Here is a 20384-nt window from a genome sequence, read left to right on the forward strand (position 1 = left end):
TACCTCCTTAATAGATTTTTTCTAACTTTTCATTTTCCCTTGTTTTCCATCTTTTGTGAACCCATAAATACTGGTCTGGATGTTTTCTTACAGCTTCTTCTACCTTTTTAGTGTAGGCTTGAACTATATTATACGCTGTTTCTTCGCTATCTTTTCCTATATTATACTCTAATTTTTCTATCTCACAAAAGTATTTACTATGATTTTCATCAAAGTATGTGTATGCAAAAAATATAGGCACTTTATACTTAACTGCAAGCTTAGCCGGAAAGTTTACAGTAGATGCTTTTAGTCCAAAAAAATCAACGAAGTAGCCTCTATGTCTTAATGCGTTTTGGTCTACAAGAAAGGATATTATCTCGCCTTTGTTTAAAGCGCTGATGAATATTTTTAAAGGTTGGTCATGAAAGATGATTTTAATCCCGGACTCTTGTCTGATTTTTGTTATTAAATCATTTATTTTTTGATTTTTCTGTCTGTATGCTAAGCTTGTCATACCGCCTAAGTATGCTGATAAACCAGCACCGCACATTTCCCAACTTGATATATGTCCTGATACAACTATAGCACCTTTACCTAAGTAGCTTTTTAACTCTTCAAATCCTTTTGTGATGATAAAAATATTTTTGATTTCTCCAGACTTTACATATTGAGGCTGTTTTGGAAATTCTACCAAAACCCTTCCTATGTTAATGAGAGTTTTTTTTCTTATCTCTTCTTTCCACGGATAATCTTTGCCCGGAAATGCAATATCTAAGTTTTTATGTATTACATCTTTTCTGTAATTTAATAAATATAATACTTTTCCTATTTTTTCAGCTAATTTTAACGCTTTTTCTCTTGGCTTTCTTTGAATGTAATTAAAATAAAGTTTAACAAATGCTTCAAGCATGAACTTTTAATTTTTGTAGTTTCTGTATAGCAATGTTAAAGATTTTTTTATCTTTATCAAAAGAAAGTTTGTCTAACACTTCTTCTACCGGTACCCATTCTGCCGCTTCTATTTCTTCTTTTTGTGGGTTTAATTCTCCGCTTTTGTACTTCATTAAGTAGTAGTAAACGAATTTGTGAATTGTCTCAGTGCCAGACCTGTACCAGTATTCTACATTTCCTAAGTACTCAATTGGTTCTGCATCAACGCCAGTTTCTTCTCTAACTTCTCTAACTGCCGCCTCTTCTTTTTTCTCCGTTCTTTCAATGTTTCCTTTTGGAAAGCCGTATCTATCTTTGTTTCTAATAAGGAGCACAAAAGTCTGTCCGTCTTCTTCTTTAATGACAACTCCGCCTGCTGAAAACTCCCATTTTACACTCATTCGCTACTCCTTTATAAAATTTATTTTAAAATTAAAAATACGGTCAGGTGAGAAATTAAATAAAAGTAGGAGTTTCTTCGCCGGCTTCAGAATGACAAACAAGGTTGCCTTTTCTCTGATGCGTATCATTCAACCTTTTCCTGTCATCCTGAGGACGTAAGTCCGAAGGATCTCCTTTATAAAAATCATTAATTTCTCACCCCAGCATATTCTGAAAGAATTAAGAAAATATATATTATAACACTTCCTATAACATCAAGTAAAAAACCAAATTTTATCATAGTTTTAACATCTACGTGCTTGGTTGAGTAAACGATTGCGTTTGGTGGTGTAGAGATTGGAAGCATAAATGCAAGGCTCGCAGCTATTGCAACAGACATTACAGGATTTATAAGGTTTACATTATAGCTTTCTAATATTGATATTACTATTGGAGTTAGGACTATTGCTGTGGCTGTATTTGAAGTAATTTCTGTTAAAATAATTGCTAAAATAATTACAACGAACAATAAAGCTAATATCATCTCATGACTAAAAGCATTTTTAACAGTTTCTGCTAATACTTTTCCAAGTCCTGATTTTGTAATTAACTCTCCAAGAGAAATTCCTGATGCAAAAAGTAAAATAGTGTCCCAGTCAATCTCTTTTAAGTCTTCTACAGACATCACAGGTTTAAACTCTTTCCAATCTTTTGGAATGATAAACAGTAAAGATGCTGTTAGGACTGCAACCACGCTTTCGGGAAATTTTTGATTTAAGAGTTTGCCGATGTTTTCAAAGCCAAGTAATGTAAAAATCGACGGCAAAATCCATAACAAGACAGTTAGCAGAAAAATAAATCCAACGATTTTTTCCTCATTTTTTGTCTTTCCAAGCTGTGCCTTGTTAGATTGAATGATTTCAAGTAGTGCTTCTTTTGAGATACTAAACTCTCTTATGTTAAATCTTATGTATAAAAGCATAAATACGTAGATTGCAAAAGCTACCGGAAGTGCTTTTATAGACCAATCTAAAAAGCTTACTTCTATACCTTTTTCTTTTAAAAATCCAATGCTTACTAAGTTAGTTGGTGAACCTACGATTGTACCAATTCCACCGATAGATGCACTGTATGCAATACTAAGTAAGAATAACATAGCAAACTTTTTAAATCCTGGTTTTTTCTGGTCTTTCAGTAGATGAATAACTCCAAGGGCTATAGAAACCATTATAACAGTGGTAGCGGTGTTACTTAGCCACATAGAAAGGAAAAAGGTTAGTAAAGAAAATCCAAGTACAAGCCTAAACGGACTTTTTAAAAAGAAGTCTTTTGATAAAAAGTATAATGCAGCTCTCTTGTCAAGACCGTATTTATAAATTGCGTTAGCAATCAAAAAACTTCCTATCATTAAAAAGATAACAGGATTTGAAAATCCCTCAAAAGCAGTTTTTACATTACTTGCCCCAAGAATGATGGATAAAACTATTCCAAACAGTCCTACTACTCCAAGGGGTGCAATTTCTGAAATCCAAAGTGTTATACAGAATAAGAAAATGCCGATGGTTGTTTTTGCCTCATAAGATAGGTTTAAAAATGGGTTAAAGATTGAAAAAACAAAAAGAAATAATGCTACGGCTATATAAATAAGCTTTTTGTTTACTTCATTCTTCATCCTCTACTCTTATGATTACCGGATTTTCTACGCTGTATTTGTTAGATACAATTTCTTTAATAGCAAGCTGTATGTTGTTTTCTGATGCTGTATGGGTTAAAATTACAAGTGGAACTACTTTTTCTTTTGTTTCTTTTTGAAGTTTTAAAACTTTTTCTTTTTGAATGACTGCTGCAATGCTGATGTTGTATTTTGCAAAAACCGATGCAATCTTTGCAAGGATGCCTGTAATGTCTGGAACTGTAAATCTTACGTAGTATCTTGTGTAAAAATCTTTTACTTTTGTAAGGGTCAAATCTTTATGCTTCCAATCCATAGATGTGATTTCTAAATCTCTTCCTAAGTTGTTGGCAATAGATTTTCCAATACATACAATATCACTGATTACCGCGCTTGCCGTTGGTAATCCACCCGCCCCTCTTCCATAAAACATAGTTTCGCCAACGTTATTACCTTCTACCATCACAGCATTAAATACTCCGTCAACCTTAGAAAGTGGATGCCAAGATGGTAAGAATGTAGGATTTACTCTTATTTCTACCTCTTCTCCATGAGATTTTGCAATGGCAAGAAGTTTTAGAGTGTATCCAAGCTCCCTTCCAAGTTCTATATCCAATGTATCTATTTTGTCAATTCCTTCTACGTAGACTTGTGAAAAATCAACAAACCCGCCAAAGGATAAAGACGCAAGGATGGATATTTTATGTGCTGCATCTGTTCCGTTTATGTCAAGGGTTGGGTCTGCTTCTGCATAGCCTTTTTCTTGTGCTTCTTTTAATGCCTGCTCAAAGCTTTTTCCTTCTGTGTACATAGATGTAAGTATATAATTAGTTGTTCCATTTAGTATTCCATAGATTTTGCTTATATCATTTGCAACCAATCCTTCTCTCAGTGCTTTTATTATCGGGATTCCGCCGGCAACCGCCGCCTCAAAGCCAATTCTAACATCATACTTTTGTGCAAGACTAAATATATCTTTGCCTTTTTCTGCAAGTAGTGCTTTATTTGCTGTAACGATGTTTTTTCTGTTTTTTATTGCTTGTGTGATAAGGTGGTATGGAAACTCTATTCCACCTGCCACTTCAACGACAATATCTATATCTTTATCATTAATTATTTCATCAACTGTTTTAGCTTTTTTGCTGTCATCTATTGGATATAATAACTTTCTGTTCCAATTTCTTGTATAAACTTTTTTAACGTTTATATCTAAGCCTGATTTTTGAGCGATTATTTCTTTATCTTTATCTAAGATTTTAACAACGCTACTGCCAACTACACCATATCCAACAATCCCGATATTTATCTTTTTCAACGGCTAACCTCGTTGGTTTTTTTGTGGTTTAAAAATATATTATCATACTTTTTGTATAAGGTAAGAGAGTGAGGAGGTGAGAAAGTGAGCAAGTGAGAAGTGGAGTCAAGGGTGATGGTTGTAAGGCAAAACCTATGTGTTTTATCTCAAGGGATGGCTTAAAAGCACTTATCTAATCAAGCTTTACCAGACCATATAAAAGACATCAATCAAGAGTATTTAGAAAGTCTTAAGAATAATACTCTTAGATTCCTAAAATCATATCTGCAAAAAATCAAAAAAGATATAATATTATTAAAGAAACAATCTTTTATAAAAAATTTGGGAGGTTTGATTATGAAAGTTGGTGTTTTGCTGGCAGGTTGTGGAGTGTTTGACGGTGCAGAAATCCATGAGGCAACCTTAACATTATACTTTCTTGATAAAGCTGGTGTAGAGACTGTAATCATGGCTCCAAATATCAAACAAAAGGATGTAATCAATCATCTTACCGGCGAAACTATGAATGAAGAAAGAAACGTTCTTGTTGAAGCTGCAAGAATCGCGAGAGGAAACATAAAAGATATAAATGACGTAAAAGCTGAAGATATTGATGCTTTGATTATGCCTGGTGGATATGGTGTAGCTAAAAACTTTTCTAACTTTTTAGAAAAAGGTGCTGAAGCTGATGTAATTCCTGAAGTTAAAAGGCTTCTTGTTGATATGTTTAAAGCTGGAAAGCCAATAGGTGCTATCTGTATCTCTCCTGTTATTGTAGCAGCAGCATTAAGAGAAGCTAAACCAACTGTAACAATCGGAACAGATATTGATGTAGCTAAAACAATAGAAGACATGGGTGCAAGACATTTAGCTTGTCCGGTTAACGAGATGGTGGTAGATGAAGAGAATAAAATCGTAACTACTCCTGCATACATGCTTGGAAAGACAATAAAAGACGTTGCAGAAGGAATAGAAAAACTTGTCAATAAAGTAATTGAGCTTGTTAAAAAATGAAAATCTTAAAATCTTTTGAGATAGCCAACGCTGACAAACGAACTATTGAAATAACCGGCATACCATCTTTGGTGCTTATGGAAAGTGCCGGACGGTCTGCTGTCCAAATAATTTTACAGCATTATCCAAATTCAGAAAAAATAACAGTAGTGGCAGGCAGTGGAAATAATGGCGGTGATGCGGTAGTTGTAGCAAGATACTTAGCAAAGCTTGGCAAAGAAGTATATTTATTTATTTTGGCAGAAAATGAAAGCAAACTTTCCCCTGATAATCTAAAAAATCTTGAAATCTTTAAAAACTTTGGATTTACATATCAGTTTATTACAGAAAAAAATCTTGATATTTTAGAAAAAAATCTTATTCAAACTGATTTAATCGTTGATGGAATTTTTGGAACAGGTTTTAAGCCACCTGTAAAATCTTATAGAGAAAATGTTATAAAACTTATAAATCAAAGTAAAAAGCCTGTTGTAAGTATTGATATACCATCGGGTCTTAGTGCTGATACTGGCAACGTTGAAGGAGAAGTTATAAAAGCAGATATAACAATAGCCTTTGGCTATCCAAAAATCTGCCATGTCTTATACCCGGCATTGCAGTACTGCGGAAAAGTGTATGTTGCCGATATTAGCTTAAATCCTGTATACGCAGAAGTTGAAAGATATCTCATCACACCGGAAAATCTTACTTTGCCGGTTAGAGAAAAAACAGGTCATAAATACACCTTTGGTCATGTGTTGGTTGTTGGCGGTAGCGTTGGAAAATCAGGGGCTGTCATAATGGCGTGTAGGTCTGCTACAAAATCAGGAAGCGGTCTTACTACTGCAATAGTTCCAGATTGTATAAATCAAGTGTTGGAAACAAATCTCATTGAAGAGATGAGTATTCCGGTTAGGTCTGAAAATGGAATGTTTGGTGAAAATCCAGAGAAGATTTTAGAAATCATCCAGAATGGTAAATTCTCTTCGGTTGTAGTTGGAATGGGAATGGGTGTATCTAAAACAAATCAAGAGATTGTAGAAAAACTCTTAACCATTGACAAACCTTTAATCATTGATGCCGATGGAATAAATAATCTTGCTAATATAGAAAATTTTAGAGAAAAGTTATCAAATAGAACAAACATTACTGTACTGACACCACATACAGGAGAGTTTTCAAGATTAACAGGATTATCAGTTAAAGATATATCAGAAAACTATGAAGAAATAGCAAAAGAGTTTGCAATCAGCACAAAAAGCTATATAGTTTTAAAGTTTCATAGAATGGTTATTTTTACACCGAATGGTAAGATTTATTACAGCAATAAAGGAAATTCTGGAATGGCAACAGCCGGCAGCGGAGATGTTTTAGCCGGAATGGTTGGAGCATTGATAAACAGACTTAACCCGGAAGATGCTCTAAAGCTTGCTGTATACTTACACGGCTACGCAGGAGATTTGGCAGTTAAAGACGTTGGAGAAGAAAGTCTAAAGGCAACAGACATTATAGATTACATTCCAAAAGCACTTAAAAATTTAGCAGAGATAAAATCAAATCTAAAACAATCTTTGATTTATGAACTATCATAGAAAAAGACAACAGGTAGGAATTTAAAAGATTATGAGATTCTTCGCCGGCTGTAGAATGACAAATAGGGTTGCCCTTAGTCAAGTATATGATTATCAAGTTTTCTTCGTCATCCTGAGGACGATGTCCGAAGGATCTCTTTTAAATCCTATATTTAAAACAAACTTTGATTAATGAACTATCATAAAAAATTTATAGACCAAGCAGTAAAAGAAGCAGAGAAAGCATTAAAGAAAAACGAAGTTCCAGTCGGTGCTGTCATAGTAAAAGACGGAAAAATAATCTCAAAAGCCCACAATCAAAGAATTTCAAAAAATAATGCATTGTATCATGCAGAAATCTTAGCAATAGAAAAATCCTGCAAAAAACTTAAAACTTGGCGTTTAGATGATGCGGTATTATATACAACTCTTGAACCTTGCCTAATGTGTGCCGGTGCAGTAATGCAGGCAAGGATTAAAAAGGTTGTCTTTTGTGCAAAGGATGAAAAAGGCGGTGCGGTTTTAAGCAAATACACAGTTTTTGACGATAAAAAACTTCCATTCAACGTTGAGTATGAATACATTCCGGATGAAAGATGTAGTAAACTTTTAAAAGAGTTTTTCAAAAAGCTTAGAGATTAGATTATTAGAAGTGCTGCAAAAATTTTTGTAAGTTTACTTTTTGTCATTCTAAGGACTTTAGTTTGAAAGACATCTTTTTTAAGACGGAAGGTAAGTAGAGGTAATTCATGAATTGCCAATACAATGAATAACTGAGAAAAAAGGAAGGAGATTCTTCGCCAGCTGCAGAATGACGATTTGGATTTTTACAAGCAATCTCTTAGATTATTTCGCAAACGGTAGCAACTTAATTATTAACTCTATCGCATCTTTGTTTATGAAGATGATTAAGAATGCCAAAACGATAAACATAATAGTAAACTTTCTATCAAGCTTTAACACTTCTTTTTCAATTTTAGCCTCTAATTCTGTTTTTAATAATTCTAACTTTTGATAAACCATATCAATATCAGCCTTTGTAGCAAGTTCTTTAGTAAGCTCATCTTTAAGTTCAAGCTTTTTTTGCTGTGCTAAGCTTTCTGATTTTTTATCAAGTTCGTTATAAATCAGTTCAATAGTTTGTGCAATCTTTTTAGCTTCTTCTTTTCCTACCTTTTGTTCTAACTTCTCCAAAAGCTCATAATCTATAACGTAAGCCATTTTAAATCTCCAATAGAGCTAATAATAAAAATTTATTCTATCATAAGAACATTTCAAAAAGAATACGTCGGGTGAGAAATTCAGTAAAGTAGGAGATTCTTCGCACAGCTGAAGAATGACAACTTTACTTTTGTAAGGGCAATTCATGAATCGCCCCTACTCTTTCACTTTCTTTACCATCCCGAGGACGTAAGTCCGAAGGATCTCCTCCTTCAAAAAAAGGTAAGAAAGTGAGTAAGTGAGAAGTAAAAAGGCTGAGATTCTTTGCTTCGCTCAGAATGACAAAAAGGCAAAATTAACATTCTTATCACAAATGCAAAAGGATAGTTTATTAAATCTTAATAATTTTTAGCAGCACTCTCGTGTTATAAGTGCAAAATGAGGTTATCTTAAAGAGAAAGGTGAGTGAGTAATAGCCTCACCTCTCAAATTATTTTTACATTAAGTCTTTTATAGATTTATCAATTCTATTTTCAAGCTCTTCTACTGCCGCTTTTGCTTCTGGATACTTTGTGCCATCCAAAAGAAGTGATGGTTTAGTTCTTACGATATAAGTATATTTATCGCCTTCAAGCTGGTAAATCGTAATCACGAATGGAGATAAAACCATTGCGTTTGGGTCGTTTGTAAAGATTTTATACAGCGTTGTCATGCTTGTAACAAGGAAGTTTTGGATATAATCAACTTTTAATTTTTTATAGTCTGGGAATAATTTAATGTTGTTTGCAAGTGGTGCTGCCGGGTCTGTTGTTGTTACCAAGATGATTTGATTAGCTTCAAGATTTCCTTTTAGTGCAATCATAATATCTGCAGGGTCGCCTTCAATTTTGTAAATAACTAATCCATTACCTGAACCTTCTGTTGATGGCTGCCATGCAAAAACTGCTGAGAATGACAGAATAACAGATAACAAAATTGCTTTAAAAACTTTCATCAGTTAAACCTCCGAATATAATTTTATAATTAATTATATCAAAGTATTTAGTGTATAGGAATATAAGCATATCCTTTGTTCTGCCAATCAACCAATCCTATAAATGCGTTTGGGATAAGCTCTACGAAATTATAAAGAGTCTTTGGGTCTATTTTTTTACCTTTCATTCCTTGTTCACACATTTGAAACTTTACGCCGTAGTTGGCAGCCAAATAACTTAAATTTGATTCTATCTCTTTTTGATTTTCTAAAAGTTCTTTGTCATCTTTGTATGGTGATTTTTGTAAGTCTTTTATAAAGAATTTGTACGCATCCCCATGAATGATGACAACTACCTTTAAATCTTTTAACTGGTTTTTGTAATACTCGGCTGAATTTGCAAGTCCGCTTAAAAGATACATTTTAAACTTTTTTAAATCTCCTGTTGTAAGGTTGATAACAGCTTTTGGGTTTTCCTCCGCTATGGAAAAACTAAAAACTAATAAAATCAAGACTAAAACTTTTTTTATCATGGCTTTCACCTCTATTGAAAGTCTTCTAAGTCTAAGTCGTTGAAAATTTTATAAACGTTTGCATCGTTAAAAACATCATACATAACATAATTTTTGTATGGTGAGCTTTGGTTTATGTATGCTTTTATTTCATCAAGTCCTTTACCTTCATCTTTTAGTTTTTTCACTGTGTCTCTCGTGTAAGATAGATAATTATAGGTAAACTCTATAGCTTTTTTGTCCATAGGTTCATTGTGTCCACCAAGAATTATTTTTGGATTAAGTTTTTCTAAATCTTTTAAAACTTTAAGCCAATTTTTAACAGAAGAGCCTCTATCTCCTGCAAATGGAATTCTGTTTAGATATACTAAATCTCCGGCAAATAAAATGTTTTCATTTTTTACAAAAATAACAATATCATTGTCTGTATGTGCAGGGTTTGTTGGAATTATGCTGATTTCATACTGTCCAACTTTTAAATCTTTCTGAGATTCTATTTCTATATCTGCGGGTATTAGTTTTACGTTTTTGTAGATTCCGCCAAATCTTTGGTTTGAAGCTTCAAGAGTCATTTTTGCTTCCGGAGAGTTGTAAAATTTGTTTAGATTTTTATGGGCTATTACAACTGCTCCGGCTTCTTTAAAAGTAGAAGCTCCATACCAATGGTCTGGGTGGTAGTGGGTTATAATCAGATATTTAACAGGTGTTTTTTTCTCTTTTTGTAAAAGTGTTAAAAATTCTTTTGAAAGTTCAGGAGTTGAAAGAGAGTCTATAACTATCCAGCCTTCTTTGGTTAAAATTCCATACGCATTAGACATAAAACCTTTGTTTTCTGGAGATGGCATCGCATCAACACCGCGAACCATGTACATATTCTTATAAAACTCTTTTAGCTCCATTGAGTATGAAATGGTTGAAATTATTAAAGCTAATAAAGCTGTTAAAGTTAAAGATAGTTTTCTCATTTTAAGACCTCCTACTTTGACGGAAGTATTGGTGGCTCTCTAAAGTTCTTCGGAAGATTTCCAGAAAGGGCATTTAAAAAGGCTACAATACTATCTATTTCTTCGTTAGTCAGGTCTTTTCCAAGCTGAACCTTAGCCATTATTTAACCGCATCTTCTAATTTTTCAACAGAGCCATCATGAAAATAAGGAGGTGTTAATGCTACATTTCTCAACGAAGGAACTTTATATACATACTTATCTTCTTCCTTTTTCGTAGCTAAATAGCGTCCTTCATCAATACTTTGATTTTTTGTATATTCCCAGTATGGAGCAACTACGCCAAATTTTTGAAAAGAATTTCCGCCAACTAAAGGACCGTTATGACAAGCAACACATCCAACTTCTATAAATGTGATTAATCCCTTTTTTTCTTTTTGATTTAAAGCTTTGGTATTGCCTTTTAAATATTCATCAAATCTTGATGGCGTTGTTAGAGTTCTCTCATAAGCTCCTATGGCAATAGCTATATTTTTTCCACTAATAGGTTTACTATCATTTGGAAAAGCTTCTTTAAATAACTTTACATACCCTTCTATTTTGCTTATTTTATCCTCAACATCTTCTAAGCTTTTATTTCCAAATGCTGCAGGACCTGTTAATGACTGTATCGCCTGATCTTCTACGTCTTTTCTGTTGCCTATCCAGTGTTGGACAAATTGACCTGCTGAGTTTAAGACTGTCGGAGCATGTCTGTCTTGGAATTTAATAGCTCCCATCTGTTTTTTTGCAGGGGCAGAGCCATAATATACAATTGGATGACACGTTGCACAGCTTATGTTATCATTTACAGAAAGTCTTCTTTCAAAAAACAGCATTTTGCCAAGGTTTATGACCTTAGGATTATTATAAACGGAATTTTCCTTGGTAAAAAAGTCCTTTGGAAGTGGTGAAAAATACTGCCTTGCTTTTGTCAACAGCTCTTCTTGAGACTTTGAAGGTGCAGCAATCAACAAAACAGCTATAAAACCTAAGCTTGTTAACAGGACTTTTTTCATGCTATATATTCCCTCCAATTTCATAAATAATTCCTTCTAAAAATTCTTACATCCCACCAACTGAATTTATCAAGCCGGTGGGAAAAATATAAATGTTAGTATATCAACTCTAAACCAACCCCAATATAATTTCCATCATGACTTGTAGCATTTGGACTATAAAAAGATTTTGGAGTACCTGCTTGTTTTACATAATGTAAATTTAATTTAATAAAGCCAGGTTTAATATACCAGTTAACACCTGCATCTGTAACTTTGTAATTACCATTTCCATATATACTCTTTTCATCACCTTGCCATTCTTCATATGCAAAAGCAGGTTGTAAAATTGTTTTATTTGGAAGTCTAAAGTCATACGCTGGCTGTTCTAACATGCCATACTCTATCACTATAATTTAAGGAAGAATTATCATAATTTCTTTTTAAAATATCATATTCGGCATTGAATATAAAGTTCTTATAGTTTGCAAGAATATCAAATCCTATCATTTGGTTATTTTTAAATGAAACATTAACAGGATTTAAAGCTAAATTACTACTATCTTTTCCTCTTCCTTGATATGCATAGTTAGCAGCAAAGGTTATACCGTTTCTTTTCCCAAAATAATTTAACTTTGGAACTAATGCATACTTTTTAAATTCAGGATCTCCAAGAGATAATGCTACTCTTGCAGTATAAAGCAAACTATCTCCACCAGTATATCCCGGACTGCTTCCTCCCATTTTATCAGGATTAAATACCCCAAATCTATAATCGATTCCCCATTTTCCTTTCTCATCATTATATAAACCGCCTAAGTTAATACCAAGTTCTCTACCGGGCAGTGTTCCAACTAGATGTAGTCTTGGATAAAAGTTTGCTAAAGTTTTTTCAAAAGAAATTGAATCTAAAAATGACATATTATCTCTTCCTACTTGAGGTCTAAAATAACCTACAGTAATATTTGCCCAATTTTTATGAAGTGCGTAAGTGAAGTTAATGTCAAAAAGTTGAAATTGTTGATTATTTAGGTTTTGAGGAAAATAGCCAACGTTGTTAGATCTTGAAGTTGCTGTATGAGGATCAAGACCAACATTATTATATTGAAACATTACTAAATAAGATAAATCTTCTGTAATTGTACCTTTAAAGCCTAAGAAAGCTCTTCTTAAAAAGAAATCCATTCTGTTGTCGTATTTCTGACCGTTTTCTATTCTATCCATCGTATATACGCCCCAAAGCTGGTTCATGAAGAAGATTTCAAGCTCTTTCCCTTCTCCAAAATAAAACTTTGGTGCTGCGTTTGATGGTGTTGCAATGAGTGCAGATGCTACAAGCCCAATTCCTGTGAGTAAAACTTTTCTCATGTCTAACCCCCTCTAAGTTTTAGTTTTATTATTGTTGCTTATATTTTTTCATGTCATGAACAACAGTAGGTATTAATCTAAAACCTTCTTCCTGTATAGCTGCAAGCTTAAGAACACCGGCAGGAACTACTATTACAAAATCTTGTAAATCCTCTTCTTTAATTCCCAATGTTCTAACTACATTTCTACAAACATAAATTTTTAGATTATAAACCTGTGTCATTGATCTAAGTCTGTCTATTGTTTCTTTGTATTTTTCATAATTTTTCTTAGAAAAGATCAACGCCTCTGGTCCATGGGAAACGATAGCTAATTGATATTCACCAGCTGGATTAAACTCATCATAAGCTTTAATAAAATTAGATACAAATCTCAATGCAGTAGCTGTATCTTCAGGCGGAATTGACCAATCAAAAACTGCTTTAATCTTGTCTGGAATTTTAGGATCAAACTTTGCCTTTTCTTCAGAATAACCTGAGAGAGAAATCAAGAGTAAACCCATTAAAAGAAAAACTAATTTTTTCATAAGAATTACCTCCCAAATAAAAGTTTTTTTAATTCATTAAAAAATGAGAATCAGATGAGAATCAGGAAGACAGGGGATGTTTTGTTCCAATCCCCAGCTTCCAAACTTTTAAACTATTAGAAAATTAACTGTAAGCCAACGCCTATGTAATCACCAGCTTTGCTATTTCCATTTGGATTATAAGCTGATTTTGATGAGCCAGACTGTTTAACATAGTGTAAATTAAGCTTCATATTGTTTTGCTTTATATACCAGTTTAAACCAACGTCGGTTGTTTTGAAATTACCATTACCGTTTAAGCTTGCTTTATCTCCTTGCCATTCTGCATAAGTAATGGCTGGTTCAAGAATTGTTTTGTTAGGAAGTGTAAAGTTATAACCACCTCTTACATGCCATACTTTGTCTTTGTAATCCAAGCTTGATACATCAAAAGACCTTTTTAACTCGTCATATTCAGCGTTAAATGTAAAATCTTTATAGTTTGCAAGGATATCAAAGCCTAACATTTGGTTGTTTTTGAATTGAACTTTTACTGTTTTGGCTGAGCTGTCATAATAAGTTAGTTTCCATATAGTAGTATCTGCTAATGGGAATGTGTTGCTATCTTTTCCTCTTCCTTGATAAGCATAGTTAACTGCAAAAGTTATACCGTTTCTTTTTCCAAAGTAATTGACTTTATAACCCATTCCGTATTTTTTCATCTCTGGGTCGCCATAAGACACAGCTACTCTTGCTGTGTAGAGTAAGTTATCCCCACCTGTTCCACCGCTAAATTTATCTACGTTAAACACTCCAAAGTTATAGTTAAGCCCTAGCTTAGTTTTTTCATCATTGTACAAACCACCTATATTTACGCCAGTTTCACGACCAGGACCAGTTCCTACTAAATGCTGTCTTAGATAAAAGTTTGTTAAAGCTTTTTCAAAAGATAACACTTCAAATCCTGCTGTAATGCTTTCTCTACCAACCTGAGGTCTAAAGTAACCTACAGTAATATTTGCCCAATTTTTATGAAGTGCATAAGTAAACATAGCATCCCAAATATAGAATTGTTGATTTTGATTATTATTTGCGATACTACCATTACTACTAACTAAACCAACGTTATTATTACTTTTTGCAAGTGCTGTATGCTGGTCCAAGCCTACGTTGTCATAAGCAAACCATACCCTCCAAGATAAATCTTCTGTTATTGTTCCTTGAAATCCAAGTCTTGACCTTCTTAGGAAGAAGTCCATTCTGTTGTCGTATTTTTGACCACCTTCTACTCTATCCATTGTATATACGCCCCAAAGCTGGTTTGCAAAGAAAATTTCAAGCTCTTTTCCTTCTCCAAAATAAAACTTTGGTGCTGCGTTTGATGGTGTTGCAATGAGTGCAGATGCTACAAGCCCAATTCCTGTGAGTAAAACTTTTTTCATGTTAAACCTCCTTTAAAAATTTTTATTGAAAGAATAGATTTCCAGCTCTCTTTCTTTGTCATCCTGAGGACGTAAGTCTGAAGGATCTCCTTTTTTAAAAAGAGAGGGAAAAGAGATTCTTCGTCGGCTGCAGAATGACAACAATTTACCTCTCACTTTTTACCTCTCACCTATTCACTTTTTTATTGACCGGCTATGTTATCAATTATTTTTTTAAGCTCTAAATCAAGCTCTTTTAATGCTTTAATTGCATCTGCGTCTAAATTGCCCATATATTTAATGGCTGTGCTTGGTTTAAACGTTCCTACAACCATTTTTCCATCTTTTTCATACGTGTAAACTTTAAAAGGAAACTGGGATGCAAGCTGTGGATTATGCTTCATAATTTTTGAACACTGAGAAAGCTTGCATACAAGGTAGATATGCATATGCTTCCAAAAGTCTTTATTTCCTTGCTCTTCTACGCCTTTTGTGATGTTTAAAACATGGACGATTTTAAAGTTATGATTTTCAAGCTCTGTTCTTAATGCTAAATCAAGCTCTTCATAAGACATTTTTGTTGTTCTCTCATAAATATCAGACATTTCTTCATCTTCAGAGTCTGTCACTACTGCACTGGCAAGAGATTCTAAAAAAGACTTTTTCTCTGTTTTTGCTTCTGTTTTTGCTTCCGTTTTTTTCTCAGATTTGCTTAAGCTTACTTTCTTTTGTGGTTTGTCATCATAACCAGTTCCTAAGTAGTCTCCTGTTTCAAAAGAGACATCTTTAATGACTCCTCCACAAGAAGCAATCAAACCAACCAACATCACTAAGATTAATTTTTTCATCCTTTGCCCCTTTTTTAGTCAGGTTAAATTTTATCATATAAATTTCCGATATGTCAAAAAAGTTAGTTCACTTTACAGTTTAGAAACTCAATAGAAATAGGAGATTCTCTCCTTCCGGCCTCAGGATGACAATACTTTATGCCAACTTCTCCTATTCTGTAAGGGCGATTCATGATTCGTCCCTACTCTTTCCTTGTTATCTGAGGATGCAAGCCTGACAGGTTCCCTTTTTAATTTTATAAAACTACTCATTGCTCACCCAAGGTATTATTTAATTAAAAATTATTAACTAATTTCTCATCCAAGGTTGCTACTACTCCTACAAACATTTTCCTTCAGATGTTGGGCATCCACAGTCAAAATCTAAGATTTTTACGTTTGATTTTAATGGCGGATTAACTACTTTTACTCTGTTAATGTAATCAATAGTAATGTCATAAGATGGTCTTAATTTTTTAGCATTTTTGCCCATTTTGTATAGATTTCCACCCCAAGATGCTACTACATAAGTTCTGTTAGGGTCAAGGTCTTTTCCGTTAACTTTTATGTCTGAAATTCTTTGTCCTGTTGGTGCGGAGATTTTTATGGCATATTCAAGACCAAGAGTTCTGCTCATATCTCCGCCTTGTTGGTAAAGTGGATTTGAGTTAAATACGTTGTCTGCTACATCTTCTAATAGATTTTTAATCTGAGCTCCTGTTAGCTCAAATCTGTAAACATCAGGGTATGTTATCGCAGCCATACTGTAAACATCATCTACTGTAATGTTATCTCCGGGTAGAAGTGTTGTTCCCCATCTGTAGCCCGGGTTGAATACTATTTCACAATCTGCTTCTTCTTTGATTGCATCCATCATTACTCTGTCAAAAGTTGAATAGAATGTATCTCTTTTGTAGAGTATTGTTTCTGTTTTTCCTATAACTTCAGAAAGCTGTTTTTCATATGGTTCATATAGCTTATTTACAAGGTCTTGGACTTCTTTATCCGGTTTTATAAAGTTTGATGCAACAGGGTATAGTTTATACGCAAAGTTTGTAATCTTTTTATTTTTAACTTCAAGGTCTAACCTTCCAAGATATTTTCCATGGCTTCCTGCAATGACTATGATTGTATTGTTTACTATCACTGGTTTTGGTGCTGGGTCGTGGGTGTGTCCGGAAAGGATAATATCAATTCCGTTTACCATTTTTGCAAGAGCTTGGTCTAATGTAAATCCATCGTGAGATAGTAAAACTACCACATCAGCTCCTTTACTTCTTACTTCGTCAACAAACTTTTGAAGTCTCTCTGGCTGAATTCCAAATGTCCAGCCTTCTGTAAACTCCTTAGGGTTTGCTATTGGCGTATAAGGGAAAGAGTTTCCAATGACTGCAACTTTTACACCGCCAACTTCTCTGATTGTGTATGGTTTAAAGATTAACTCGCCCCACATATCATCTGCTACGTTTTGAGATATAAACTCTGCTTTGAGATGCTTGTTTACAAGCTCTAAGACTCTGTCTTTTCCGTATGTATACTCCCAATGACCAACCATAATGTCAATTCCAAGAGCGTTTTGTGCCTCAACTACCGCTAAACCTTTTGTAAATAATCCAATAGCTGTTCCTTGCCATGTATCGCCAGAATCCATAAATAACACTTTATCATTGCCTCTTTCTGCCTTTATCTGTTTAACCAAGGTTGCTATATGTGCTACACCGCCCATCTTTCCGTATTTTTTGGCAAGCTCTTCAAAGCCGATGTAAGTATCAAAGTAAGCTCTCATTGTATTTGGCTTTATACCGTAGTATTTTAAGAATGCCTTGCCACATAAAAATCCAGGAGTTCCTATTAGCTCCCTTGCTGAAATTAGTGTAGATGGCTCTCTCCAGTAAAGCGGTTTAATGTGTGCATGTAAATCGCATATGTGTAATAGTGTAACGTTTCCAACAGGTTTAAAATCAAATAGTTTTTCCGGGTTTAAATCGTTTAATTTTGCAAAAACATCCTCAGCCGCTAATGACAGACCTGCTATTGCAGCAAGATGAAACAGCTCTCTTCTTGAAATATTCATTTTTGCCTCCTTTTCTCACCTTATCTAACAAGTCCTGGTGCTTCTATAGTTGCTCCATTTGCTAATGATGTTACATAAAGCTCTAATGCTACCATCTCTTTTGAACCAAGAGGCAGAATTTTCATACTTGCTTGACTCATACATTGTTGAAATCTTTGTTCTATTGTTACAACTTTACTTTGTGTCATTCTATAACCCGGCCAATGGGCAGCAGCTGTTGTTCCTTTTATTCCATTAAATTCATGTCCAAGAGGATTTAATTTCTGCATTCTCAAAACCAATCCAGCAGCATACTCATGACAGGCTTGGCATGATAGATTTCTTTTTCCTCTTTTTAATTCAAACACATACTTTCCGTAATCATAGTACGCTTTAACAACAGGATTGGATGATGTATCTACGTTAATTTTTTCTCCAGATGCTATATACTTTAAATATGTAAGTAATGCAGTGTTTTCTTCACTTTTAAGTGGGAAAGGGTTTTCAACGCCTTGATTTAGCTTTTGACACATCTGAATTCTTTGCTGTAGTGATATTACAGCGTTTAATTTTTCGTTGTATTTTGGATAAGTTCCAACAGCTTTTTTAAGTTTTTCTTCACTGTGGCAAGATGCACAGGATTTATTTGATTTTCCCATAGGTGTATTAAACAGCTTTCCGCCAACTTCCTGAGCAAAAACTTCTCCCGGATTTATACCGGTTTTATATAATGCTAAATCCTCTTCTGATATAGCTTGCCCAGCTTCTTGTGAAATTGCTTTATTTATGCCAAATGCCGAAGCTAAAACCAAGGCTCCAAAAAGCAATAGTTTACCCTTTAATTTCATAGCCAATTTTCCTCCCTTAAGGAATTTTAAAAAAGAGAGGGCTAAAATAGCCCTCAGCCGAGATTATCCTACGTTTATGTCGATTACTTTTTCTGTAACGTCTCCTTTGTTATCTTTCCAAATGATTTTTAAAGGTGCAGTTTTGGTAGCTTTTACATAGAAAGAGATAAATGGATTTACACTTACAGAACCAGAAAGTTTCATGGTAGTGATTTTTTCATTTCCATAATATACTTCTACGTCTGTAATGTAGTTAGCTGCGATATACTTTCCAGATTCTTTGTCTTTTACTAAACCTGTGTCCATTGGGTGCATTATAACTGTATTAACTTTGATTAAGTCATCTTTTTTGTAATCTTTTGGGTCTATTTTTACCATTGCTGTTCTTGGCATCTTTCAATCCTCCTTAATTATTGATTATCCACATCCGCCTATTGTAACTTTTACAGGCTTCTGTGCTTTAATGAAGCTACCATCTGCAAGTTGTGCTATTGCGACAACGTTCATAGATTCTGCAAGTCTTATTCTTGTCGAGATGTAAGCCTTTCCGTTAGCCGGAGTAAACTCAACGCTCATCGTACGAGCATTATGGTTTTTATCTGCTAAAATATGAATTGCTTTAATCTGCTCTATTGGTAGTTCTACTTCTACAGTAACCGGTACAACAGCCCCGTTTTCTGCAATCTCCGGAGCAATAAGCTTTACTTTGTCTGAATCAGCAACTGTTTTTCCGCCGGTAATTTCTTTTAATGCTTCTTCATAAGGTTTTTTTGGTGGTGGTGCGTCTGCAAGCTCAACAGCAAAGACATTAGATAACAATGAGCTGCCGAACGTTAGACTGGAAACAGCCAACGCTGCTCCTTTTAAAAGCTCTCTTCTGTTCATAAAAATACCTCCTAATTTGTTTTCATAAAAAATTCGTTCATATCCATCGTTTTATAACTTCCGGATGAGAAATACTCTAAAATTTTAACAAAATCTTTTTCTTCCCAGGCTCCAAAGATTGCTTTAATCTTCTTTCCGTCTGGTTCTAAGAAATAAAACATCGGCGTTCCTACAAATCCGTATTTTTTTCTAAACTCTATGCCTTCTTTACTGCATTTTCTTAATTTTACAGGAACAAACTGCCTATTTAACATATCTTCAACTTTTCTACTGTCAAATACTTTAAAATCCATTATATCGCAGTAATGACAAGATGGTGAGTAAATATACACAAAAACAAGCTTATTCTCTTTTTTTGCTATTTCAAAAGCTTTATCAAGAGGGACCCAGTTTATTTCTGCATTTGAAATACCAAACACAGTTAATATAAATATCAAAATAAAACTTTTAAGCTTCATACATTACTCCTGACTTAGTACATATGCTGTTAACTGGCAAACTTCTTCGTATGTTAGCTGTCCTGTTGTAATTTGAACTGTCATTATATGAAAGTATGGAATATTTTCTAAATCCTTAGGAATCAATATTCTTCCATCAGCGATTTTTTGATATAGCCAATCTACGGTTTTTTCCTCTCCTCTATAATTCGGAGCTTTAAAAAGTCCGTTTTTATAACCTGTTAAATCTGGCCCTATGTTTCCACATCCTTTTGTATCCTTAGCACAATGACAAGCAACGCAGTTTCCTTTTGCAACTGTATTAAAAACTTCTTTTCCTTTTTCAGCCAATTTCTTTAAAGATTCTTTATCTTTTAAATTACATTCAGGAGGAATTGCATACAATCTTGGTTCTGGGGGAACATCTTTTAGCATTACAGATTTGCCTTCTGGATTTTCTATTCCTGCTTCTTGTAAAGTTAAGGCATACGCACCAATTGCAGTAAGCCCAACCAATCCAGTGATTGTTAAAAACTTTTTAAGTCCAGTGATTGTTAAAAACTTTTTAAGCTTCATTTTAACCTCCCATCT

Annotated in this window: 24 protein-coding genes; 3 read left to right on the top strand and 21 right to left on the bottom strand. The window is 34.0% G+C overall.

What is annotated here, in order from left to right; genetic code table 11:
- Positions 1-7: 7 nt before the first annotated feature.
- The 4 genes from SYO3AOP1_RS02575 to SYO3AOP1_RS02590 form a co-directional block, all read right to left on the bottom strand.
- Positions 8-892, bottom strand: coding sequence for a lysophospholipid acyltransferase family protein (locus tag SYO3AOP1_RS02575; RefSeq protein WP_012459217.1), 885 nt, complete (start codon positions 890-892; stop codon positions 8-10).
- Complete coding sequence (locus SYO3AOP1_RS02580; protein ID WP_012459218.1) at positions 885-1313, bottom strand: NUDIX hydrolase; 429 nt, start codon at positions 1311-1313, stop codon at positions 885-887. The genes SYO3AOP1_RS02575 and SYO3AOP1_RS02580 overlap by 8 nt, the downstream gene beginning before the upstream one ends.
- Positions 1314-1501: 188 nt before the next feature.
- Positions 1502-2965, bottom strand: a complete 1464-nt coding sequence (locus SYO3AOP1_RS02585; protein WP_012459219.1) for an SLC13 family permease — start codon at positions 2963-2965, stop codon at positions 1502-1504.
- Entirely contained in the window at positions 2955-4280 is a 1326-nt protein-coding gene (locus SYO3AOP1_RS02590; protein WP_012459220.1) for a homoserine dehydrogenase, read from the bottom strand. Before SYO3AOP1_RS02590 ends, SYO3AOP1_RS02585 begins: the two co-directional genes overlap by 11 nt.
- A 336-nt stretch (positions 4281-4616) precedes the next feature.
- Between SYO3AOP1_RS02590 and elbB the strand changes: the two genes are divergently transcribed.
- From elbB to SYO3AOP1_RS02605, 3 genes are all read left to right on the top strand, one after another.
- Positions 4617-5273: an isoprenoid biosynthesis glyoxalase ElbB gene (gene elbB, locus SYO3AOP1_RS02595; RefSeq protein ID WP_012459221.1), complete on the top strand. Its 657-nt coding sequence runs from the start codon at positions 4617-4619 to the stop codon at positions 5271-5273.
- The gene (locus tag SYO3AOP1_RS02600) at positions 5270-6844 is read left to right on the top strand and encodes a bifunctional ADP-dependent NAD(P)H-hydrate dehydratase/NAD(P)H-hydrate epimerase (protein WP_012459222.1); all 1575 of its coding nucleotides are present in this window, start codon (positions 5270-5272) and stop codon (positions 6842-6844) included. The genes elbB and SYO3AOP1_RS02600 overlap by 4 nt, the downstream gene beginning before the upstream one ends.
- A gap of 171 nt (positions 6845-7015) precedes the next feature.
- Entirely contained in the window at positions 7016-7465 is a 450-nt protein-coding gene (locus SYO3AOP1_RS02605; RefSeq protein WP_012459223.1) for a nucleoside deaminase, read from the top strand.
- Between the two features lie 204 nt (positions 7466-7669).
- On the opposite strand, the gene SYO3AOP1_RS02610 is transcribed toward SYO3AOP1_RS02605, so the two are convergent.
- From SYO3AOP1_RS02610 to soxX, 17 genes are all read right to left on the bottom strand, one after another.
- Complete coding sequence (locus tag SYO3AOP1_RS02610; protein WP_012459224.1) at positions 7670-8044, bottom strand: hypothetical protein; 375 nt, start codon at positions 8042-8044, stop codon at positions 7670-7672.
- A gap of 436 nt (positions 8045-8480) precedes the next feature.
- A complete protein-coding gene (locus SYO3AOP1_RS02615; RefSeq protein ID WP_012459225.1) occupies positions 8481-8978 on the bottom strand; it encodes a hypothetical protein in 498 nt (165 codons plus the stop codon).
- Between the two features lie 47 nt (positions 8979-9025).
- Positions 9026-9490 carry a DsrE family protein gene (locus tag SYO3AOP1_RS02620; protein WP_012459226.1) on the bottom strand — a complete coding sequence of 155 codons (465 nt, stop codon included), beginning with the start codon at positions 9488-9490 and terminating at the stop codon, positions 9026-9028.
- A gap of 11 nt (positions 9491-9501) precedes the next feature.
- Positions 9502-10434 carry an MBL fold metallo-hydrolase gene (locus SYO3AOP1_RS02625; protein ID WP_012459227.1) on the bottom strand — a complete coding sequence of 311 codons (933 nt, stop codon included), beginning with the start codon at positions 10432-10434 and terminating at the stop codon, positions 9502-9504.
- An 11-nt stretch (positions 10435-10445) separates the two neighbouring features.
- On the bottom strand, positions 10446-10574 hold the full coding sequence (locus SYO3AOP1_RS09510; RefSeq protein ID WP_281340778.1) for a hypothetical protein: 129 nt from the start codon (positions 10572-10574) through the stop codon (positions 10446-10448).
- Entirely contained in the window at positions 10574-11470 is an 897-nt protein-coding gene (locus SYO3AOP1_RS02630; RefSeq protein WP_281340779.1) for a cytochrome c peroxidase, read from the bottom strand. The genes SYO3AOP1_RS09510 and SYO3AOP1_RS02630 overlap by 1 nt, the downstream gene beginning before the upstream one ends.
- Positions 11471-11565: 95 nt before the next feature.
- On the bottom strand, positions 11566-11844 hold the full coding sequence (locus tag SYO3AOP1_RS09515) for a hypothetical protein (RefSeq protein WP_012459228.1): 279 nt from the start codon (positions 11842-11844) through the stop codon (positions 11566-11568).
- Positions 11822-12817, bottom strand: coding sequence for a porin (locus tag SYO3AOP1_RS02635; protein ID WP_012459229.1), 996 nt, complete (start codon positions 12815-12817; stop codon positions 11822-11824). Before SYO3AOP1_RS02635 ends, SYO3AOP1_RS09515 begins: the two co-directional genes overlap by 23 nt.
- Before the next feature lie 28 nt (positions 12818-12845).
- Positions 12846-13343, bottom strand: coding sequence for a DsrE family protein (locus SYO3AOP1_RS02640; protein WP_012459230.1), 498 nt, complete (start codon positions 13341-13343; stop codon positions 12846-12848).
- A gap of 116 nt (positions 13344-13459) precedes the next feature.
- Entirely contained in the window at positions 13460-14764 is a 1305-nt protein-coding gene (locus tag SYO3AOP1_RS02645) for a porin (protein WP_012459231.1), read from the bottom strand.
- Between the two features lie 182 nt (positions 14765-14946).
- A complete protein-coding gene (locus SYO3AOP1_RS02650) occupies positions 14947-15591 on the bottom strand; it encodes a DUF302 domain-containing protein (protein WP_012459232.1) in 645 nt (214 codons plus the stop codon).
- 319 nt (positions 15592-15910) lie between these two features.
- Complete coding sequence (gene soxB / locus SYO3AOP1_RS02655) at positions 15911-17644, bottom strand: thiosulfohydrolase SoxB (protein WP_012459234.1); 1734 nt, start codon at positions 17642-17644, stop codon at positions 15911-15913.
- Between the two features lie 20 nt (positions 17645-17664).
- Complete coding sequence (soxA, locus tag SYO3AOP1_RS02660) at positions 17665-18471, bottom strand: sulfur oxidation c-type cytochrome SoxA (protein WP_012459235.1); 807 nt, start codon at positions 18469-18471, stop codon at positions 17665-17667.
- A 63-nt stretch (positions 18472-18534) separates the two neighbouring features.
- Positions 18535-18864 (bottom strand): thiosulfate oxidation carrier complex protein SoxZ, encoded by a 330-nt coding sequence (gene soxZ, locus SYO3AOP1_RS02665; protein WP_012459236.1) that lies wholly within the window; start codon positions 18862-18864, stop codon positions 18535-18537.
- A gap of 24 nt (positions 18865-18888) precedes the next feature.
- Positions 18889-19356 (bottom strand): thiosulfate oxidation carrier protein SoxY, encoded by a 468-nt coding sequence (soxY, locus tag SYO3AOP1_RS02670; protein ID WP_012459237.1) that lies wholly within the window; start codon positions 19354-19356, stop codon positions 18889-18891.
- An 11-nt stretch (positions 19357-19367) separates the two neighbouring features.
- Positions 19368-19814 carry a DUF255 domain-containing protein gene (locus SYO3AOP1_RS02675; RefSeq protein ID WP_012459238.1) on the bottom strand — a complete coding sequence of 149 codons (447 nt, stop codon included), beginning with the start codon at positions 19812-19814 and terminating at the stop codon, positions 19368-19370.
- Positions 19815-19817: 3 nt separating this feature from the next.
- Positions 19818-20369 carry a sulfur oxidation c-type cytochrome SoxX gene (soxX, locus tag SYO3AOP1_RS02680; protein ID WP_012459239.1) on the bottom strand — a complete coding sequence of 184 codons (552 nt, stop codon included), beginning with the start codon at positions 20367-20369 and terminating at the stop codon, positions 19818-19820.
- Positions 20370-20384 lie beyond the last annotated feature (15 nt).

This window comes from Sulfurihydrogenibium sp. YO3AOP1 (assembly GCF_000020325.1).
Classification (GTDB): Bacteria; Aquificota; Aquificia; order Aquificales; family Hydrogenothermaceae; genus Sulfurihydrogenibium.

What these genes read in the sequence shown, in the direction of transcription:
- SYO3AOP1_RS02630 (WP_281340779.1), bottom strand. Translation starts at nt 11,470, where the DNA reads ATGAAAAAAGTCCTGTTAACAAGCTTAGGTTTTATAGCTGTTTTGTTG.
- SYO3AOP1_RS02650 (WP_012459232.1), bottom strand. Translation starts at nt 15,591, where the DNA reads ATGAAAAAATTAATCTTAGTGATGTTGGTTGGTTTGATTGCTTCTTGT.
- SYO3AOP1_RS09510 (WP_281340778.1), bottom strand. Translation starts at nt 10,574, where the DNA reads ATGGCTAAGGTTCAGCTTGGAAAAGACCTGACTAACGAAGAAATAGAT.
- SYO3AOP1_RS02645 (WP_012459231.1), bottom strand. Translation starts at nt 14,764, where the DNA reads ATGAAAAAAGTTTTACTCACAGGAATTGGGCTTGTAGCATCTGCACTC.
- SYO3AOP1_RS02605 (WP_012459223.1), top strand. Translation starts at nt 7,016, where the DNA reads ATGAACTATCATAAAAAATTTATAGACCAAGCAGTAAAAGAAGCAGAG.
- SYO3AOP1_RS02620 (WP_012459226.1), bottom strand. Translation starts at nt 9,490, where the DNA reads ATGATAAAAAAAGTTTTAGTCTTGATTTTATTAGTTTTTAGTTTTTCC.
- SYO3AOP1_RS02640 (WP_012459230.1), bottom strand. Translation starts at nt 13,343, where the DNA reads ATGAAAAAATTAGTTTTTCTTTTAATGGGTTTACTCTTGATTTCTCTC.
- SYO3AOP1_RS02625 (WP_012459227.1), bottom strand. Translation starts at nt 10,434, where the DNA reads ATGAGAAAACTATCTTTAACTTTAACAGCTTTATTAGCTTTAATAATT.
- SYO3AOP1_RS02635 (WP_012459229.1), bottom strand. Translation starts at nt 12,817, where the DNA reads ATGAGAAAAGTTTTACTCACAGGAATTGGGCTTGTAGCATCTGCACTC.
- soxA (WP_012459235.1), bottom strand. Translation starts at nt 18,471, where the DNA reads ATGAAATTAAAGGGTAAACTATTGCTTTTTGGAGCCTTGGTTTTAGCT.
- SYO3AOP1_RS09515 (WP_012459228.1), bottom strand. Translation starts at nt 11,844, where the DNA reads ATGTTAGAACAGCCAGCGTATGACTTTAGACTTCCAAATAAAACAATT.
- SYO3AOP1_RS02610 (WP_012459224.1), bottom strand. Translation starts at nt 8,044, where the DNA reads ATGGCTTACGTTATAGATTATGAGCTTTTGGAGAAGTTAGAACAAAAG.
- SYO3AOP1_RS02675 (WP_012459238.1), bottom strand. Translation starts at nt 19,814, where the DNA reads ATGAAGCTTAAAAGTTTTATTTTGATATTTATATTAACTGTGTTTGGT.
- SYO3AOP1_RS02600 (WP_012459222.1), top strand. Translation starts at nt 5,270, where the DNA reads ATGAAAATCTTAAAATCTTTTGAGATAGCCAACGCTGACAAACGAACT.
- soxZ (WP_012459236.1), bottom strand. Translation starts at nt 18,864, where the DNA reads ATGCCAAGAACAGCAATGGTAAAAATAGACCCAAAAGATTACAAAAAA.
- SYO3AOP1_RS02580 (WP_012459218.1), bottom strand. Translation starts at nt 1,313, where the DNA reads ATGAGTGTAAAATGGGAGTTTTCAGCAGGCGGAGTTGTCATTAAAGAA.
- SYO3AOP1_RS02615 (WP_012459225.1), bottom strand. Translation starts at nt 8,978, where the DNA reads ATGAAAGTTTTTAAAGCAATTTTGTTATCTGTTATTCTGTCATTCTCA.
- SYO3AOP1_RS02575 (WP_012459217.1), bottom strand. Translation starts at nt 892, where the DNA reads ATGCTTGAAGCATTTGTTAAACTTTATTTTAATTACATTCAAAGAAAG.
- soxB (WP_012459234.1), bottom strand. Translation starts at nt 17,644, where the DNA reads ATGAATATTTCAAGAAGAGAGCTGTTTCATCTTGCTGCAATAGCAGGT.
- soxY (WP_012459237.1), bottom strand. Translation starts at nt 19,356, where the DNA reads ATGAACAGAAGAGAGCTTTTAAAAGGAGCAGCGTTGGCTGTTTCCAGT.
- SYO3AOP1_RS02585 (WP_012459219.1), bottom strand. Translation starts at nt 2,965, where the DNA reads ATGAAGAATGAAGTAAACAAAAAGCTTATTTATATAGCCGTAGCATTA.
- soxX (WP_012459239.1), bottom strand. Translation starts at nt 20,369, where the DNA reads ATGAAGCTTAAAAAGTTTTTAACAATCACTGGACTTAAAAAGTTTTTA.
- elbB (WP_012459221.1), top strand. Translation starts at nt 4,617, where the DNA reads ATGAAAGTTGGTGTTTTGCTGGCAGGTTGTGGAGTGTTTGACGGTGCA.